Annotated in this window: 13 protein-coding genes; 10 read left to right on the top strand and 3 right to left on the bottom strand. The window is 40.0% G+C overall.

What is annotated here, in order from left to right; all coding sequences use genetic code 11:
• Positions 1 to 52: 52 nt before the first annotated feature.
• Positions 53 to 733 (bottom strand): TIGR00153 family protein, encoded by a 681-nt coding sequence (locus HC725_RS13165; RefSeq protein WP_190332284.1) that lies wholly within the window; start codon positions 731 to 733, stop codon positions 53 to 55.
• A gap of 220 nt (positions 734 to 953) precedes the next feature.
• On the opposite strand from HC725_RS13165, the gene HC725_RS13160 reads away from it, so the two are divergent.
• The gene (locus tag HC725_RS13160; protein WP_190332283.1) at positions 954 to 2474 is read left to right on the top strand and encodes a CYTH and CHAD domain-containing protein; all 1521 of its coding nucleotides are present in this window, start codon (positions 954 to 956) and stop codon (positions 2472 to 2474) included.
• Positions 2475 to 2511: 37 nt separating this feature from the next.
• Here HC725_RS13160 and HC725_RS13155 read toward each other — a convergent pair whose 3' ends face one another.
• Positions 2512 to 3273, bottom strand: a complete 762-nt coding sequence (locus HC725_RS13155) for a potassium channel family protein (RefSeq protein WP_190332282.1) — start codon at positions 3271 to 3273, stop codon at positions 2512 to 2514.
• Positions 3274 to 3463: 190 nt separating this feature from the next.
• On the opposite strand from HC725_RS13155, the gene glnE reads away from it, so the two are divergent.
• Both glnE and hldE read left to right on the top strand, forming a co-directional pair.
• Positions 3464 to 6343, top strand: a complete 2880-nt coding sequence (gene glnE, locus HC725_RS13150; RefSeq protein WP_190332281.1) for a bifunctional [glutamate--ammonia ligase]-adenylyl-L-tyrosine phosphorylase/[glutamate--ammonia-ligase] adenylyltransferase — start codon at positions 3464 to 3466, stop codon at positions 6341 to 6343.
• 133 nt (positions 6344 to 6476) lie between these two features.
• Entirely contained in the window at positions 6477 to 7907 is a 1431-nt protein-coding gene (gene hldE / locus HC725_RS13145; RefSeq protein WP_190332280.1) for a bifunctional D-glycero-beta-D-manno-heptose-7-phosphate kinase/D-glycero-beta-D-manno-heptose 1-phosphate adenylyltransferase HldE, read from the top strand.
• Between the two features lie 99 nt (positions 7908 to 8006).
• Here the strand turns inward: hldE and tolC are convergent, their stop codons facing one another.
• Positions 8007 to 9350 carry an outer membrane channel protein TolC gene (gene tolC / locus HC725_RS13140; protein ID WP_190332279.1) on the bottom strand — a complete coding sequence of 448 codons (1344 nt, stop codon included), beginning with the start codon at positions 9348 to 9350 and terminating at the stop codon, positions 8007 to 8009.
• Positions 9351 to 9623: 273 nt separating this feature from the next.
• Here tolC and nudF point away from each other — a divergent pair, with 273 nt between their 5' ends.
• From nudF to fkpB, 7 genes are all read left to right on the top strand, one after another.
• Positions 9624 to 10256, top strand: a complete 633-nt coding sequence (gene nudF / locus HC725_RS13135) for an ADP-ribose diphosphatase (RefSeq protein WP_190332278.1) — start codon at positions 9624 to 9626, stop codon at positions 10254 to 10256.
• 57 nt (positions 10257 to 10313) lie between these two features.
• Positions 10314 to 10736 (top strand): DUF1249 family protein, encoded by a 423-nt coding sequence (locus HC725_RS13130; protein ID WP_190332277.1) that lies wholly within the window; start codon positions 10314 to 10316, stop codon positions 10734 to 10736.
• 89 nt (positions 10737 to 10825) lie between these two features.
• Entirely contained in the window at positions 10826 to 11662 is an 837-nt protein-coding gene (gene cpdA, locus HC725_RS13125) for a 3',5'-cyclic-AMP phosphodiesterase (protein WP_190332276.1), read from the top strand.
• A gap of 67 nt (positions 11663 to 11729) precedes the next feature.
• On the top strand, positions 11730 to 12314 hold the full coding sequence (gene yqiA, locus HC725_RS13120) for an esterase YqiA (protein ID WP_190332275.1): 585 nt from the start codon (positions 11730 to 11732) through the stop codon (positions 12312 to 12314).
• Between the two features lie 202 nt (positions 12315 to 12516).
• On the top strand, positions 12517 to 14403 hold the full coding sequence (parE, locus tag HC725_RS13115) for a DNA topoisomerase IV subunit B (protein ID WP_190332274.1): 1887 nt from the start codon (positions 12517 to 12519) through the stop codon (positions 14401 to 14403).
• A 69-nt stretch (positions 14404 to 14472) separates the two neighbouring features.
• Positions 14473 to 16740 carry a DNA topoisomerase IV subunit A gene (gene parC, locus HC725_RS13110; RefSeq protein WP_190332273.1) on the top strand — a complete coding sequence of 756 codons (2268 nt, stop codon included), beginning with the start codon at positions 14473 to 14475 and terminating at the stop codon, positions 16738 to 16740.
• A gap of 152 nt (positions 16741 to 16892) precedes the next feature.
• Positions 16893 to 17321 carry an FKBP-type peptidyl-prolyl cis-trans isomerase gene (gene fkpB, locus HC725_RS13105; protein ID WP_190332272.1) on the top strand — a complete coding sequence of 143 codons (429 nt, stop codon included), beginning with the start codon at positions 16893 to 16895 and terminating at the stop codon, positions 17319 to 17321.
• The last annotated feature ends 20 nt before the right edge of the window (positions 17322 to 17341 follow it).

Genomic DNA, 17341 nt, shown 5'->3' with positions numbered 1-17341 from the left:
CCTACTGCATAAGTTACTTTGTACTGTTTTGATTATTTTGGTTGAGTCGAACTTATGAACGAGACAACATGACTTCCAAACGAGCACCAACACGTTGGGCTTGATCGGCAATACCACCAACCCATTCCAATATTTTGTATAGGAACATAACATCGATAGGATTGTATTTAGATTCAATTTCCATGAGTTGCTGGCGTAATGCAATTTGCATGACATCAGTATCATCTTCAATTTCATCTAGTTGATTGATCATTTCTGCAACAAGAGTCACTTCACGACCTTTAAAGCCGGTTTCAAGAAGTTCATCAAGCTCATGGATTACCTTTTGTGCTTGACTCGCAGCATCGAGGCAACGAATGACATAAGCAATAAAGGATTCATTGAGTGTAGAAGGGATTTGTAAGCGGCGTCCAATTACGCGACCTGCAATATCTTTGGCAAGATTGGCTAATTTGTCTTGCTGAGTAAGTAACTCAAGCATGTCAGTACGGTCGACTGGCATGAATAGTCCGCGAGGCAACTTAAGGCGAATTTCACGCTTTAGTGAATCGGCTTCTCGTTCAAGGCGAGATATGGTTTCGCGTTGGCTGTTTGCTTCATCCCAATCTTCTTGTGCACAAGCTTCAAAAAAAGGAATCAAGTGTGAACAACATTCATTTACACGGACAACGTGTTCTTGCAAAGGCTTAATAGGGGACTTTGCAAATAACCCCATAATTGTATTTACTGGCATGGTTATTCAACCTACAAAAAAATATAACTCATAGGACATTTAACCTTAACATCGCAATGGTTAAATGCTTGGCAGCGCTATAAAGTCGCGCATGTTAACTCAATATCACAGGCATTCATACTATTTTAGAGCATGTTTAGAAACAACTGGGATTATTTCTTACTTGCTCCTTTATGCATTCCGCCATATCCTTTCGGAGTTATCAACTACGGATTTGAACATGGAAACTGAGATAGAACTGAAATTTTTTGTTTCACCTAATTTTTCCGATATTTTAAAATTAAAAATAGAAGAAATGAAGGTGCTTCAACATAGCTGTCGAACACTGTCTAATCTCTATTTTGATACTTCAGATCAATGGCTAAGACAGCACGATATAGGTTTGCGCATTCGTCGTAGCGATGATGTCTATGTTCAAACGGTGAAAACATCTGGTCGAGTTGTTGCAGGTTTACACCAAAGACCAGAATTCAACGCTGAGCACACTAGTAATGAACCGGATCTTTCTCTTCACCCCAACGATATTTGGCCTGAAAACCGAGACTGGCACGATTTACAAAACGAATTATTACCATTATTTGAAACGAACTTTGAACGTGAACAATGGTTAGTGAGTATGCCTGATGGTAGCCAGATCGAACTTGCTTTCGATCAAGGTGCAGTCATTGTTGGCGATCAGCATACGCCGATTTGTGAAGTTGAGTTAGAGCTTAAGTCTGGTCAAACAGAGTCATTATTTACTTTGGCACGTCTATTATCAGACAAAGGTGGTATGCGTCTAGGAAATCTGAGTAAAGCTGCTCGTGGTTATCGTTTAGCTCAACAAGATTACCAATGCGATCCTGTAATGAGCTTTGCTCTAGTTGAAACACAAGCAAGTGATACAGTAGAAGCTTGTTTTGTTGATTCACTTGAACATGCTTTATCTCATTGGCTTTATCATGAGCAGATTTATGCTGAACATGATTCTATTCCCGCACTAGAGCAAATCAATGAAGCCATTGAGTTTATACGTCAGCTTTTCCATGTTTATGGTGGAATTATTCCTCGCCGTGCCAGTGCTATTTTACGCCAAGAATTTAAGTGGTTGGATGATGAACTTGCATGGCTTAAAACTGACCAATACCTTAATGAATTGACAGAGGATAAAGGTTACATTTTACGAAAATTGGATACTCAAAAGCATTTAGTCAATGAACTTACTCTTCAGAAAGAGGCTTTACCTAATCGAGATGAGATTCTGGCACTTTTTCAGTCTGCTCGTTATACCGCCTTATTACTCGATTTAAGTCGTTGGATATTATCACGAGGCTGGCATCCTTTCCTTGATGATAAAGCGAAGAAAAAAATGAGTCAGAGCGTGACTTTATTTGCGAAAAAGCAGCTTGATCGCAGTTGGGCTGAATTAGTTGAAGCTTTTCCTGTAGAACGTTCTTTTTCATGCCAGGATTATATTGATCAACAATTACGGTTAAGTCGTACTCTTTATACTGGACTGGCTTTCGCCTCATTATTTGATCTTAATTTGAGAACTCAATTTCGTTTGCCTTGGGTTGATTTGTTGCAAGGCATTGATGATTTATTGAATTTAATGCCATTAAAGCAGCTTTATGAGGAACTTGAGGTAGAGCAGCAAGAGCAACTAGAACGTTGGCTTAAACGACAGGAAAACTCTATTTTACATGCAATGGAAAAAACAAGGTCTCACTGTTTAGAGCTCACCCCTTATTGGCATGATTAAAATTTATTGAACATGATTAAGGCACAAACAAGGATCATCAGATCTCTTTTTTATGCCTTTCTTGCAGCTGTAATTCGAGCCGTTCGATCTGGGTTATTAACTTCTGTTGCTGCTGTAAGATTATCTCAATGTTTTTCTTGTCTTGGGTATGTTGCTTGCTATTTGGTGAGGCGATAATAGAGGCAAGAAGACCTGAGATCATACCAAAAATTCCAACCCCACAAACGATCAGTATTGATGCGAGAACTTTTCCAGCAAATGTCACAGGATAGTGATCACCATAACCCACTGTAGAAATCGTTACTATGCTCCACCATAATGCATCAGCAGCTGTTTTAATGTTGCTGCTTGGTGCATTCTCTTCAAATAACAACATAAAGCTTGAACCTAAGCAGAGTAAGATAATCAAAAGCGTAAAAATAGTCGCAAGAGTAGCCTCTTTACGATTTTCTAGTATTTGCTGAATGATTTTTTTGTTAAAGCGTAAGATCATAATTATTCTGAATATGTGCAATAAGCGCGCATAACGAAAAACTTCAATTGCAGGTAAGCTTGCAAGAAAGTCTAACCAGTGTAATTTTAAATATTTAAGGCGGTTGTCGGAACGATAACAATCTAAGCTCAATTGAAATAAAAATAGACAACAGATAGCAGTATCAATACCTAATAAAGTATGGCGAGTATCTTCGGATACAGGTATAAATAATAGATATGAAACCAGAATCAAAGAAACAATAGAAAGCAATAATGACATTAAACTCAATGGTTTAAAATCCACATCACTGTAATATTTAAGCATGGATGTTCCTTTTACAAATAGATATAACTTACTTTACTCGATATTGTTAACAGTATCGGATCTGGATTTAACTCGGTGCTTATAAACGCGATAGAGTGTGATGTTTACCATACAATATCATTACCTCTACTTAGCCAGTTAAATCTTAAAGCAATTACGATGATTGGTATAATACATACAAGGAAAAATCATGGCTCTCTCTATTCAATTACAGCAACAATGCCAAAAGTCCATGAGCGCTTTGCAGCAAAGTTACCAAGAAATATTAATTAATTGGCCCAAAGATATATTGCAACAATTAGAGCAAGTTTTGCCTCTGAGTGATTTTGTTTTTGATTCATTACAAGCCGATAAAGTCTTGATGGCGGCGCTGCCTGAGTTATTAACGGATAATGACCGAGAGGCTCAATATCGACAATCATTAGCATTGAGATTAAGTTCTTGTACTAATGAGCTTGAACTTATGCACCAGTTACGTCTTTTTCGCCGTCAAGAAATGGTAATTATTGCTTGGCGAGATTGTTTGCTTTCTCATGATGCGACCGTTAACTGGGATCTAGAAATCAGTTTATCGCATTTATCGCAGCTTGCAGAAGCCATGATTTTTGAAGCTTATCAATGGCAATATCAAGCGTGCTGCCTCGAGTGGGGAACGCCTTGTAATGATGAAGGGCAACCTCAACCCATGCTTATTATTGGTATGGGAAAACTAGGTGGTGGCGAACTTAACTTTTCTTCTGATATCGATTTGATTTTTACCTACCCTGAAAATGGTCAAACTCAAGGCCAACGCCGTAGTATTGATAACTCACAATTTTTTACCCGATTAGGTCAAAGAATTATAAAATCATTGGATCAGCCAACATTAGATGGTTTTTGTTACCGTGTGGACATGCGTTTGAGGCCTTTCGGTGAGAGTGGCCCATTAGTGATGAGCTATGCGGCGTTAGAAGATTATTACCAAGAACAAGGTCGAGATTGGGAGCGCTATGCGATGGTGAAGGCGAGGGTGATGGGAAGTGAAATGTACCCTCAATACCAAGAACTTCGTCAAATGCTACGACCATTTGTATTTCGTCGTTATATTGATTTCAGTGCGATTCAATCCTTGCGCCGTATGAAGTCGATGATTCGATCTGAGGTCCGTCGCCGTGGTTTGGTTAATAATATTAAATTAGGCGCTGGTGGGATCCGAGAGGTGGAGTTTATCGCTCAGGTGTTCCAGTTGATCCGAGGTGGTCGAGAACCAAGTTTACGTGGTCGTGGTTTATTAGAAACTTTAGTGGCGATTGATGATCTTCATCTTCTTGAACCTGGAGAGGTTGAATCACTACGTCAAAGCTACCTATTTTTACGCCGTTTGGAAAACCTCATTCAAGCTATTCATGATAAACAAACGCAAACCTTGCCAGATAATTCTCTTGATCAAGACCGTTTAGTGTGTGCGATGGGAGCCCAAAGTTGGGCTGAATTGATGGATACAATTAATCATAACATGCAGCAGGTTCATGCTATTTTCGTGGATCTTATTGGAGAAGATGAAACCCAAGAGCAAACAGTAGCGCCACATTTTGTCGAAATATGGGATATGGCTTTACAGCAGGATGTTGTAGAAAATATTTTAACCACGGATCTTGGTATTGAGTCAGCTGAAGAGTTGGCTACGGTCATTAGCCAGTTTAAAAAAGATTTAGCGAAGAAAACGTTAGGGCAGCGTGGGCGCGAAGTTTTAGTCCAGCTCATGCCTAAAATATTTGAAACCGTTTTATCGCATCCTGATGCACAATTTGGTTTATCGCGTGTTTTGCATCTTCTGACTAAAATTGTCACGCGTACCACTTACCTAGAATTATTAGAAGCTCATGCCGGTGCTTTGAAACAGCTGATCCGTCTGTGTACCGCCAGCCCTATGATTTCGGAAATGTTGGGGCGTTATCCTATTTTATTGGATGAATTGATTGATCCCCAGCAGCTTTATAACCCTATTGCTTTGGCTGATTATCGTTCAGAATTACGAGATTTCTTAGCTCGTATTCCTGAAGATGATATGGAACAGCAGATGGAAGCTCTGCGCCAATTCAAACAGATTTGTATTTTAAAAGTTGCAGCGGCAGATATTGCTGGTGTTCTTCCTGTTATGAAGGTGAGCGATCACTTAACGTATTTATCTGAAGCTATTATGGATGCAGTTGTGCAGCAAGCTTGGTTGCAAGTCAGCCAGAAGTTTGGCGAGCCTCGTCACTTGGTTGGGAGAGATGGCAAAGGTTTTGCGGTTATTGGGTACGGCAAAGTCGGTGGTTGGGAGTTAGGGTATGATTCTGATCTTGATGTGGTTTTCTTGCATGATTGCCCTGAAAATATAACCACAGATGGCGCAAAAGAAATTGATGGTAGGCAGTTTTATTTACGGCTTGCTCAACGCATCATTCATATATTTTCAGTGCGTACTCCATCGGGTATTTTATATGATGTAGACACTCGTTTAAGGCCATCGGGTGCTTCTGGTTTATTGGCTTGTACTGCGGAAACGTTTGATGAATATCAACATAAAGAAGCGTGGACGTGGGAACACCAGTCTTTAGTTAGAGCCCGGATGATTTATGGTGATGCATTGCTAGAACAAGCGTTTAGTCAGACTCGCTTTACGATACTTAGCCTTGAAAGGGAGCAAGTTAAGCTTAAACAAGAAGTCGCGGACATGCGCGTAAAAATGCGGGGTCATCTTGGGGCTAAAAAGGCTGGTCGATTTATGCTAAAACAAGATAAAGGTGGTATAACCGATGTTGAGTTTTTGGTGCAGTATTGGGTATTACAATATAGCCATCAATACCCAGAGCTAACACAATGGTCGGATAATGTTCGAATTCTTGGTGTGATGGCTCAACAAGATTTAATTACAGTGATGCAAGCTGAACAGTTAATAGAAGCTTACACAACCCTCAGAGATGAAATTCATCATCGAAATTTACTAAAACAAGATGCGGATGTGGATGAATCTCGTTTTGTGGATCAAAGGCAGTGTATTCAAAAGCAATGGCAATCATGGTTACCGTTAACTGTTGAGTCTTAACTGATTACTGGCTTTTCGTTATCGGTGTATGTGATATGATCCGCACCAATTAACTATATTACGTTGTTATAAAATTATGGCTTAGTTATAGACTTGATAAAGCGATCTATAAACTGAGTCATTGGAGAATGTTATGAAACCTATTTTGCCCAATTATGCTAAATCTGGAGTGTTGATTGTTGGTGATGTCATGCTTGATCGGTATTGGTATGGCCCAACGGCTCGAATTTCTCCTGAAGCGCCAGTCCCTGTGGTTAAAATTGAAAACAACGAAGAGCGCCCAGGTGGTGCCGCAAACGTGGCAATGAATATTGCGGCATTAGGTGGTAATGCGAAATTGATTGGCTTAACCGGGGATGATGAACCCGCTAAAGTGCTTTCTGATAAACTATCATCATTAAATGTACAGTGTGATTTTGTGGCAATCCCTGAATTACCAACCATCACTAAGTTACGTGTAATGAGCCGTGGCCAGCAACTTATTCGTCTTGATTTTGAAGAAAGTTTTGCTGGCGTCGATTCTGCTCTTGTGATGCAACGAATGGATCAATATCTACCGCACGTGCAGTCACTAATTTTATCGGATTACGGTAAAGGCGCTTTAGACGACGTACAAGCTATGATCCAAAAGGCTCGCTCCGCCAAGGTTCCTGTTTTTGTTGATCCTAAAGGTGCGGATTTTGAACGATATCGTGGTGCGACATTACTAACTCCAAATCTCTCTGAGTTTGAATTGGTGGTAGGGAAAACGAAAGATGAGCAAGACCTAGTTGAAAAAGGCTTGGCTCTGATTGATAAGTTTGATTTTGAAGCTTTGCTTGTGACTCGTAGCGAGCATGGAATGACATTGCTGCAACGAGGAAAAGATCCTTTCCATCTACCAACACAAGCTCAAGAGGTTTTTGATGTGACGGGTGCTGGCGATACGGTTATTTCGGTCTTAGCAGCATCGGTTGCTGCGGGGAAAGATTTAAAAGAATCATGCGCACTGGCCAATGCTGCTGCAGGAGTTGTTGTCGGTAAATTAGGCACTTCAACACTTTCTACTATTGAATTAGCCGAAGCGATCCATGGCAGCAAAGATACTGATTATGGCGTGATCAGTGAGTCAACATTAATTGAAGCGGTCAAGCGTGCTCGAGCTCGTGGCGAGAAGGTAGTTATGACGAACGGCTGCTTTGATATTTTGCATGCCGGTCATGTATCGTATTTAAATCATGCTGCCGAGTTAGGCGATCGTCTAATTGTTGCGGTTAATACAGATGCTTCAGTAAAACGTTTAAAAGGTCCTGGTCGCCCAGTAAACCCAACCGATCGTCGTATGGCGGTACTAGCAGGGCTAGGCGCAGTAGATTGGGTTGTACCATTTTCTGAAGACACACCACAGCGTTTAATTGCAGAAGTCCTTCCTAGTATTCTTGTTAAAGGTGGGGATTATAAGCCGGAAGAGATTGCTGGTGGTGAAGAAGTGATTGCTGCTGGTGGTGAAGTTAAAGTATTAAATTTTGAAGATGGTTGTTCGACATCTGAAATCATTAATGCGATCCGAGGTGGCAAAGGTTAAATCCTTAGTCCTCCATACTTTATAAAAAGAGTGCGGATAAGTTTGCAAAAAAAAACGCCACTTTCAAAGTGGCGTTTTTCATTTATCGATGTTTATTGTTTATTTAGATGTTGATGCAGTTTTAAGACCTGCATTAATGTCTAATACATCTTGTTCACTCAATGTTCCTACCGCTAATTTTAGCTGTAAAACGCTTAGAATGTAGTTATAACGAGCATCAGATAATTGGCTGTTAGCATCGTATAAACGACGAGTAGCATCTAACACATCAACAATAGTACGAGTACCTACTTCATAACCCGCTTCTGTTGCTTCTAATGCTGATTTCGCGGAAATAACAGATTGCTCATAAGCACGGATAGTACCAATAGAAGCATTAATATTGTTGTAGTAAGCGCGTACATTTTTCACAACACCGCGATAAGTCGACTCAAGTTGCTGACTAGCCGAGACATATTGGTATTCAGCCGTTTTAACATCAGCGCTAGTAGTACCACCTTGATACAGAGGTACAATTAAATTAACACCAACATTGTAGTCATTACTTTTGTAGTTACCTTGAGCTGTATGGTCATCATGAGCATCAACATCCGAGTATTGGTAGCCAGCATCCAATGTTAATGATGGTGTATAACCAGAGTTTGCTAGAGAGATATTACTTTTTGCAATGTCTTGAGCAATACGAGCGGTCAATAATGACAAGTTTTTCTGTTGTGCTTCATCAACCAGAGCATTTGAATTGGTTTGAGGCGTGTTAGCTGAAAAACGTTTAGTATCTAGTTGAGCCAGATCTTTGTTCATTTGACCTGTGATTTCACGTAATTCTTCATAGCTATTGGTAACGTTATTCTCACCAATGATTTCATCAGCCAATACGCTATCGTATTGTGCTTGAGCATCATGAACATCAGTAATTGCCGATAAGCCAACATCAAAACGTTGTTTAGTTTGTTCTAGTTGACGACCAACGGCCTTTTTTTCTGCACGAATAAACGTAAGATTATCTTGAGCTTGCAATACGCCAAAATAGGCTTGAGAAACACGCAAGATCATATTCTGTTGTTCTGCTGCGTATGCTGAATCTTGTTGACGAGCATTCTGTTCAGCGATATCTAAGTTTACCCAGCTATCGCGGCGGTAAAGCTCTTGAGAGAAATCCACACCAGCTGTAAAATTGTTATTTTCCGGCATATTCTGCTGGTGACTATCATGCGTATCAATATTACGGTTAATATTGTAGCCAGCAGTTAAATTAATTTGAGGTAAAAGAGTGCCACGGCTTGATTCTATGGCTTCAAAAGAGGCATCTCGATCTGCTTTCGAACGCAATAATTGAGGATCATTTTCTTTTGCTTGATTGTAAATCTGTGCCAAATCATCAGCGTGAGCAGTGGTTACGCCACTTAGTGCGAGACTGACGATAAGTGGAAGCAGCTTTTTCATTATTCTTTCCCGCTTATATAATTAATAAACAATATGCATATGATTGTAACCTAAGTCGCTAAAATGTTATGCAATCTTTTACATTAATTTACCACTTACTGTCCGCTTGGACAATAAAAACAAAAAAGCTAAACAAAACTCACTGTTTTTCAAAAAAAAATGACATCAAAGCTTGTCGATTGTTATTTGTCGTGCTTTGATTATTAGCTATTTTTGATCTCAATATTTAATGATTAATTCACCCATACATTTTTACTGTGAGATTTAAAGCATATGAATAAATGTAAAATTTCGCCGACAAAGTTTCATATTAGTGATGTTAAAATTGAGAATAAAGAAACGGTTTTTCACGGTTTCTTTAAGATGGTGAAGTATACTTTTTCTCATCGTTTATTTGCTGGCGGTTGGAGTAAACCGGTAGAAAGAGAAATGTTTGAACGGGGTCATGCGAGTGCTTTACTGCCTTACGATCCTGTAACCGATGAAGTGATTATTATTGAACAAATTCGAGTTGGCGCACTCGAACATACTTCACCTTGGCAATTTGAAATTATTGCTGGAATGAATGGTGATGGTGAAGAGCCTATTGAAGTCGTTAGACGTGAAGCTAAAGAAGAAGCGGGGGTTGATGTTACCAATATTGAATCTATTTGCCATTACTACCCATCTTCTGGAGGTTGCTCTGAAATATTAAATGTTTTTATTGGGCAAGTTGATGCTACGACGGCATCTGGTATACATGGATTGGTTGATGAAAATGAAGATATTTTGGTGCATGTGATGTCGAGAGAAAAAGCCTATCAAATGATGAGTAATGGTTCGATTGAGAATGGTGCTTCTATCATCGCTTTATTATGGCTTGAGTTACACTATAAAGAGTTACAACAACGCTGGTTACCAAATTAGTATTGAGGTAATTGAAATAAAAACGTTAAATTATGTTGATATAAAGAAAGAGGTTAGATGCGTAAAGCTTATCATGTTGATTTGGCTGGTTTAATGCGAGTCTATGAAACCAATTACGCCAAAATGAATGCTTTAATTCCACATGATCCAGATGTGGGAGAAACTCGTTCGTACCAAGTTTCGAAAATGGCATATCAACTCGAAATTAAAGAAGTGACAAGATACACCACTCTGGTTGATGTATGTCAATGTGATGTGCGTCCGGTGTTTCCACTTCCTCGTATGCAAGTTCGTCTTTATCATGATGCTAGAGTTGCGGAAGTGTGTGCTAGCGAGCAGATTTCTCGGGTGCAGGCAATATATGATTACCCTAATAAAAATATGATGCAAAGAGATGAAAAATTTCAGCTAAATCAGTTTTTAGGTGAATGGTTAACCTTTTGTTTACGACATGGCATTAGTCGTACTCCTATTTATTAATAGTGACTGTATTAATTTAGTAATTATTTCTCGTGTAATATTTGAGTTTATTGTCACGGATGTACAACCTTTAATTTGAGTTTAATGCATTGAATACCATTGATACTATCGAATCTAATCAAGATATTGTGACATTTGTTCAGGTCACAGATACTCACCTTTTTTCAGATGAAAAAGGCAGTTTGCTTGGTGTGAACACTTTAGATAGTTTTGCCGCTGTCGTTCAAGATATAACGAAGCATGTTGAATCAAAGCAGTTTGAATATCAGGCTTTGATTATGACTGGAGATGTATCACAAGACCATACGGATGAGTCTTATCAGCGGTTTAATCAAGGCATTCAAACGCTTGGCAAAAATTGTTATTGGTTACCAGGGAATCACGACTACAAACCGAGCATGAATAGTATTTATCCTTCAGCTCAAATCAAATCGTCTACCCACGTTCTTGCTGGCAAATTTTGGCAAGTGGTTTTACTTGATAGCCAAGTCGAAGGCTGTCCACATGGTGAGCTATCCAAAGAACAACTAAATTATTTAGATCAAGCTCTTAGTGATTACCCCGATCGTTATACTCTTATTTTATTGCATCATCATCCTAGATTGGTGGGAAGTGAATGGTTAGATAAACATTGTCTACATAATAGCGATGAATTTTGGCAAGTTATTGCACCATATTCTAAAGCTAAAGCCGTTTTATGTGGCCATGTTCATCAAGATTTTAATCAGCTATACAATGGTGTTCGGGTGATCACTAGTCCTTCGACTTGTATTCAATTTAAACCTAATTCTAATGAGTTTGCTTTAGATCGTGTCGCTCCAGGTTGGCGTTCGCTTGCTTTATTGCCAAGTGGGGAGATTGAAACTCAAATTTACCGCTTGGACGGAGAAGATTTTTTGCCAGATTTTGACGCAGAAGGGTATTGATCTCGAATTTATCGGCTAGAATAGCCGAAGGTCGCAACTGGCCGTTAATGTGTTCGAGGAACTTGCCGTGTCTAAACCTTCCATGCTTTTATATCTCCATGGTTTCAATAGCTCACCTCTCTCTTTAAAAGCCAATATCATGCAAGCTTATTGTCAGCAATGTAGGCCAGATATTAAGCTCATGATCCCACAGTTGCCATGTTTTCCTGCTGACGCTGCAAAATATTTAAGCTTGTTAGTACAACAATATTCCTCAGACTATAATATTGGTTTAGTGGGAAGCTCGTTAGGTGGATATTTATCGACATGGCTGAACCTTAAATATGGTTTGCGTGCGGTAGTTGTGAATCCTGCAGTTCGTCCTTATGAGCTGTTGAGTGATTTTCTTGGCCCTCAATATAATCCTTATACTCATGAAAACTATGTGTTGGAATCGAAACATATTCATGAACTAAAATTATTGGAGGTCGATAGCTTACTATCACCACAAGATTTTTGGGTTTTGCTGCAAACTGACGATGAAGTGCTAGATTACAATCAAGCTGTCAGTAAATATGCAAAAAGTAAGCTGACTGTTGAGCAAGGTGGCGATCATAGTTTTATTGATTTTGAACGTTATCCTCAACGAATCATTGAGTTTTTGCAGTTGTAATGTGATTTATCTTGTTAACCTTTTTGTTTTCATTTGACTTAACTTGACAATATGGCGTAGGTTCCAGACTATATCCCTTTTAAAACTGTGGCTTGTAGTCTTCTGGTTAATCTTGATGAGTGGTAATTCATTCATCATTTCATATTAATCACCCCGCAATTTTTGAATTGCCACTATTTCTCTAGAGTAATGCTTTTTTATTATGACTGAACAATATAATGCTGGTGCAATAGAAGTTCTTAATGGGCTTGAGCCGGTTCGCCGCCGACCGGGAATGTATACGGATACTGCCCGTCCAAACCATTTAGCTCAAGAGGTTATCGATAACAGTGTCGATGAAGCCTTAGCGGGTCACGCCTCTAAAGTTCAAGTGATTTTACATGCGGATCAATCTATCGAAGTGATGGATGATGGACGTGGTATGCCGGTAGATATTCATCCAGAAGAAAAAATTTCTGGTGTCGAACTTATTTTTTGTAAGCTCCATGCAGGTGGTAAGTTTTCCAATAAAAACTACCAATTCTCTGGTGGTCTGCATGGTGTTGGGATCTCGGTAGTTAATGCCTTATCTAAGCGAGTAGAAGTCAGTATTAAGCGAGATGGTCAAGTGTACGAAATTGCCTTTGAACATGGCAATAAAGTATCTGAATTAGAGGTGACGGGGACTTGTGGTCGTCGTAATACTGGAACTAGTGTTCATTTTTGGCCAGATGCTTCTTATTTTGATTCAGGTAAATTTTCAGCCAGTCGTTTAATTAATAATTTACGTGCAAAAGCGGTTTTATGTCCAGGGCTTGATGTTGAATTCATTGATAAAGTGAATGATAAAACCTATCAATGGCATTATGAAGATGGCTTAAAAGATTATCTTATGGAAGGTGTTAAGGGTTATACCTTACTGCCGGAAGAACCATTTACAGGTGTGTTTTCTGCTCAAACTGAAGCTGCAGATTGGGCATTAATCTGGTTGCCAGAAGGTGGTGAACTTATCACCGAAAGCTACGTTAACTTAATTCCAACCGCGCAAGGTGGTACACACGTCAATGGTTTACGCCAAGGTTTACTTGATGCGATGCGTGAGTTCTGTGAATTTCGTAATCTGTTACCGCGCGGCGTAAAGCTCACGGGCGATGATGTGTTTGACCGCTGTGCTTATGTGCTATCGGTCAAAATGCAAGATCCACAGTTTGCTGGCCAAACCAAAGAGCGTTTATCTTCTCGTCAATGTGCCGCTTTTGTTTCTGGCGTCGTTAAAGATGCTTTCAGTTTATGGTTGAATGAAAAACCACAAATTGCAGAATTGCTTGCCGAAACTTGTATTGCTAGTGCTCATCGCCGTATGCGAGCTAGTAAAAAAGTGGTACGTAAGAAAATTGCATCCGGCCCCGCTCTACCTGGGAAGCTGACTGATTGTACAGTACAAGATCTCAGTCGTACTGAACTGTTCTTGGTGGAAGGGGACTCTGCGGGTGGCTCTGCTAAACAAGCTCGAGATCGTGAATTCCAAGCGATCATGCCGCTGCGTGGGAAAATATTAAATACGTGGGAAGTTTCTTCTGACCAAGTGCTTGCTTCTGATGAAGTACATAATATTTCTATCGCATTAGGGATAGACCCTGATACAGAAGATCTTGATGGATTACGTTACGGTAAGATCTGTATTCTTGCGGATGCGGATTCAGATGGACTACATATCGCCACTTTATTGTGCGCTTTATTCATGCGTCATTTTGAATCTTTAGTACGGGCTGGTCATGTATATGTTGCGATGCCTCCACTGTTTCGTATCGATTGCGGTAAAGAAGTGTTCTATGCATTAGATGAGAGTGAAAAAGAAGGGATTTTAGATCGTTTGAGTAGTAAAAAAGCGAAGATTAACGTGCAACGATTCAAAGGTCTGGGTGAGATGAACCCACTTCAATTACGCGAAACTACCATGGATCCCAATACTCGTCGCTTAGTGCAACTGACGATAGATGACGATGAAAAAACCATGGAAATGATGGATATGTTACTCGGTAAAAAACGTGCCGAAGATCGTCGTGCTTGGTTACAAGCGTATGGCGATAAAGCTGACGTAGAACTATAAATCCTGCTTAGTTGAAGCTGATTAGCAACAATTTTTGAGTGTGGAAAACAGAATAAACAAGGTCTATTAATGAGTTCTGAAATTACCTTTGACGGTGTTGAACAGTTAACGCTACGCAAATTTACAGAAGATGCGTATCTCAATTATTCAATGTACGTGATCATGGATCGTGCCTTGCCTTATGTAGGGGATGGTTTAAAACCGGTTCAACGTCGTATTATTTATGCGATGTCGGAGCTTGGTTTGTCAGCAGCATCAAAATACAAAAAATCGGCTCGTACGGTTGGTGACGTATTAGGTAAATATCATCCACACGGTGATTCAGCCTGTTATGAAGCAATGGTATTAATGGCGCAACCTTTCTCTTATCGTTATCCACTGGTGGATGGCCAAGGAAACTGGGGCGCACCCGATGATCCTAAATCGTTTGCTGCGATGCGTTATACCGAAGCGAAATTATCTAAATTTGCAGAGGTATTATTAGGAGAACTTGGTCAAGGGACTGTGGAATGGGCACCTAACTTTGATGGCACCATGAAAGAGCCGAAGATGTTACCCGCTCGTTTACCTCACATTTTATTAAATGGCATTACCGGTATTGCGGTGGGAATGGCGACTGATATTCCGCCTCATAACGTGCGTGAAATTGCAGGTGCAACAGTACATTTACTGGAAAACCCAAAAGCAGAACTCTCCGAAGTAATGGACTTTGTGAAAGGGCCTGATTATCCAACTGAAGCGGAAATTATTTCACCACCAAGCGATATTGAAAAAATGTATCGCACCGGTCGTGGCAGTATTAAAATGCGCGCAGTGTGGCATAAAGAAGGTTCGGATATCGTCATTACTGCGCTTCCGCATCAAGTTTCTGGCGCAAAATTGTTAGAACAAATCGCGAGCCAAATGCGCGCCAAAAAGCTGCCAATGGTGGATGATTTACGTGATGAATCCGATCATGAAAACCCAACACGTATATTGATTGTGCCGCGCTCTAATCGCATTGATTGCGATCAGTTAATGAATCACTTATTTGCTTCAACCGATCTTGAGAAAAATTTCCGCGTTAACCTGAATATGATAGGCACGGATAATCGTCCTGAAGTAAAAGGATTAATTAAGATCTTGCAAGAGTGGATTGATTTTCGCCGCATGACGGTTCGTCGTCGTTTACAGTATCGTTTAGATAAAATCTTAGATCGCTTACATATCTTAGAAGGTTTGTTGGTGGCTTACCTCAACCTTGATGAAGTGATTGAGATCATCCGAACCGAAGATGAGCCGAAAGATGTGTTGATGGCACGTTTCGGGATCACTGAAATTCAAGCCAATGCTATTTTAGATACTCGCTTACGTAATCTTGCTAAATTAGAAGAAATGAAATTGCGTGGCGAGCAAGATGAATTAGAGAAAGAGCGCCAAAAGTTAGAGTTATTATTGGGTTCTGATCGTCGTTTAAATACGTTGATCAAAAAAGAAATTGAAGCGGATGCTGAAAAGTATGGCGATGATCGTCGTTCTCCATTAATTGAACGTGCAGAAGCGAAAGCCTTAACGGAACGTGATTTGATCCCAAGTGAGCCGATCACGGTTGTGCTATCTGAAAAAGGTTGGATCCGTCATGCTAAAGGGCATGATGTGGATGCATCGACGTTAAGTTACAAATCTGGTGATGCTTATTTAGCTCAAGCGCATGGTAAGAGTAACCAACAGGCCGTGTTCCTTGGCACCGATGGTCGTAGCTATTCACTTGAATCACACTCATTACCTTCAGCGCGTAGTCAAGGTGAACCAATTACTGGCCGTTTGAATATCAATGCTGGCACCAGTGTTAGCCAAGTGATCATGGGAGAAGAAGACCAGTTATGGTTAGTTGCCTCCGATGCTGGTTATGGTTTTGTGTGTAAAGGCACTGATCTATTGTCGAAAAACCGCAGTGGTAAAGGATTGATCAATCTTCCTCAAGCATCCGAAGTTCTGCCGCCAAGTCAGATTTCCGATATTGAGCAAGATGAGATCTTGGTGATCACCAATGAAGGCAGAATGTTATTGTTCCCAATTAAAGATTTACCGCAATTAGGTAAAGGGAAAGGTAATAAGATTATCAATATTCCATCGGCTAAAGCGAAAGCGCGCGAAGAATTTGTCACTCAATTAATTTCTATTCCTTATGGCGTAACGGTTACCTTATACGCAGGTAAACGTAAGCTTGGATTAAAACCGATTGATTTGGATAACTTCCGTGGAGAGCGTGGCCGTCGTGGAGCCAAATTACCACGAGGCTTGCAGCGCGTTACTCGGATCGAGATCGAAAATAACGGTCAACAATCAGAGGAATAACCAGAATTACCGCTCATAGATAAAATATTGCATTGCTTTGTTTCTTTATAAAGTAGTGCATTTTTTTAATCTACCTAACATCATTTCTCAATGGCATGATTTAAAGTTAAGCACGGTATTTAACCTGTCATTAAATAAAATAAGGATTTTTTGTGTCTACAATTACCAATACTAGCGCGGTAACTCTGCACTTCACTATAAAACTTAAAGATGGTTCAGTGGCTGATAGCACTCACAATATGGGCAAGCCTGCTAAATTTGTGATGGGGGATGGTAGCTTAAGTGAAAACTTCGAACAGTGTTTATTAGGTTTAGCTGCGGGTGAAAGTAAGGTAATTGAATTAGCGGCTAAAGACGCCTTTGGCCTACCTAACCCTGATAATATTCACCATATGGATCGCACTCGCTTTAGTGGTCAAGAGTTAGAAGTGGGCACTATTATGGGATTCAACGGCCCTGATGGCGTTGAAATTCCAGGTATTATTAGTGAAATTTCTGGTGAGTCTATAACGGTTGATTTTAATCATCCGCTCTCTGGGCAAGATGTTCACTTTGAAGTGGATATTCTCGAGGTTGAATAATTCAACGTTTCGCTTTTGAA

Origin of the sequence: Vibrio sp. S17_S38, from assembly GCF_014694375.1 — a bacterium.
In the GTDB taxonomy this organism is placed as follows: domain Bacteria; phylum Pseudomonadota; class Gammaproteobacteria; order Enterobacterales; family Vibrionaceae; genus Vibrio.
The sequence above is the reverse complement of the archived record's forward strand: the minus strand, read 5'-3'. Positions and strand labels throughout refer to the sequence as shown.

Bases quoted from the DNA above. Each gene is read 5' to 3' on its own strand.
- nudF (WP_190332278.1), top strand. From the start codon at position 9,624: ATGAATAAATGTAAAATTTCGCCGACAAAGTTTCATATTAGTGATGTT.
- hldE (WP_190332280.1), top strand. From the start codon at position 6,477: ATGAAACCTATTTTGCCCAATTATGCTAAATCTGGAGTGTTGATTGTT.
- glnE (WP_190332281.1), top strand. From the start codon at position 3,464: ATGGCTCTCTCTATTCAATTACAGCAACAATGCCAAAAGTCCATGAGC.
- HC725_RS13160 (WP_190332283.1), top strand. From the start codon at position 954: ATGGAAACTGAGATAGAACTGAAATTTTTTGTTTCACCTAATTTTTCC.
- parE (WP_190332274.1), top strand. From the start codon at position 12,517: ATGACTGAACAATATAATGCTGGTGCAATAGAAGTTCTTAATGGGCTT.
- parC (WP_190332273.1), top strand. From the start codon at position 14,473: ATGAGTTCTGAAATTACCTTTGACGGTGTTGAACAGTTAACGCTACGC.
- tolC (WP_190332279.1), bottom strand. From the start codon at position 9,350: ATGAAAAAGCTGCTTCCACTTATCGTCAGTCTCGCACTAAGTGGCGTA.
- HC725_RS13130 (WP_190332277.1), top strand. From the start codon at position 10,314: ATGCGTAAAGCTTATCATGTTGATTTGGCTGGTTTAATGCGAGTCTAT.
- HC725_RS13165 (WP_190332284.1), bottom strand. From the start codon at position 733: ATGCCAGTAAATACAATTATGGGGTTATTTGCAAAGTCCCCTATTAAG.
- HC725_RS13155 (WP_190332282.1), bottom strand. From the start codon at position 3,273: ATGCTTAAATATTACAGTGATGTGGATTTTAAACCATTGAGTTTAATG.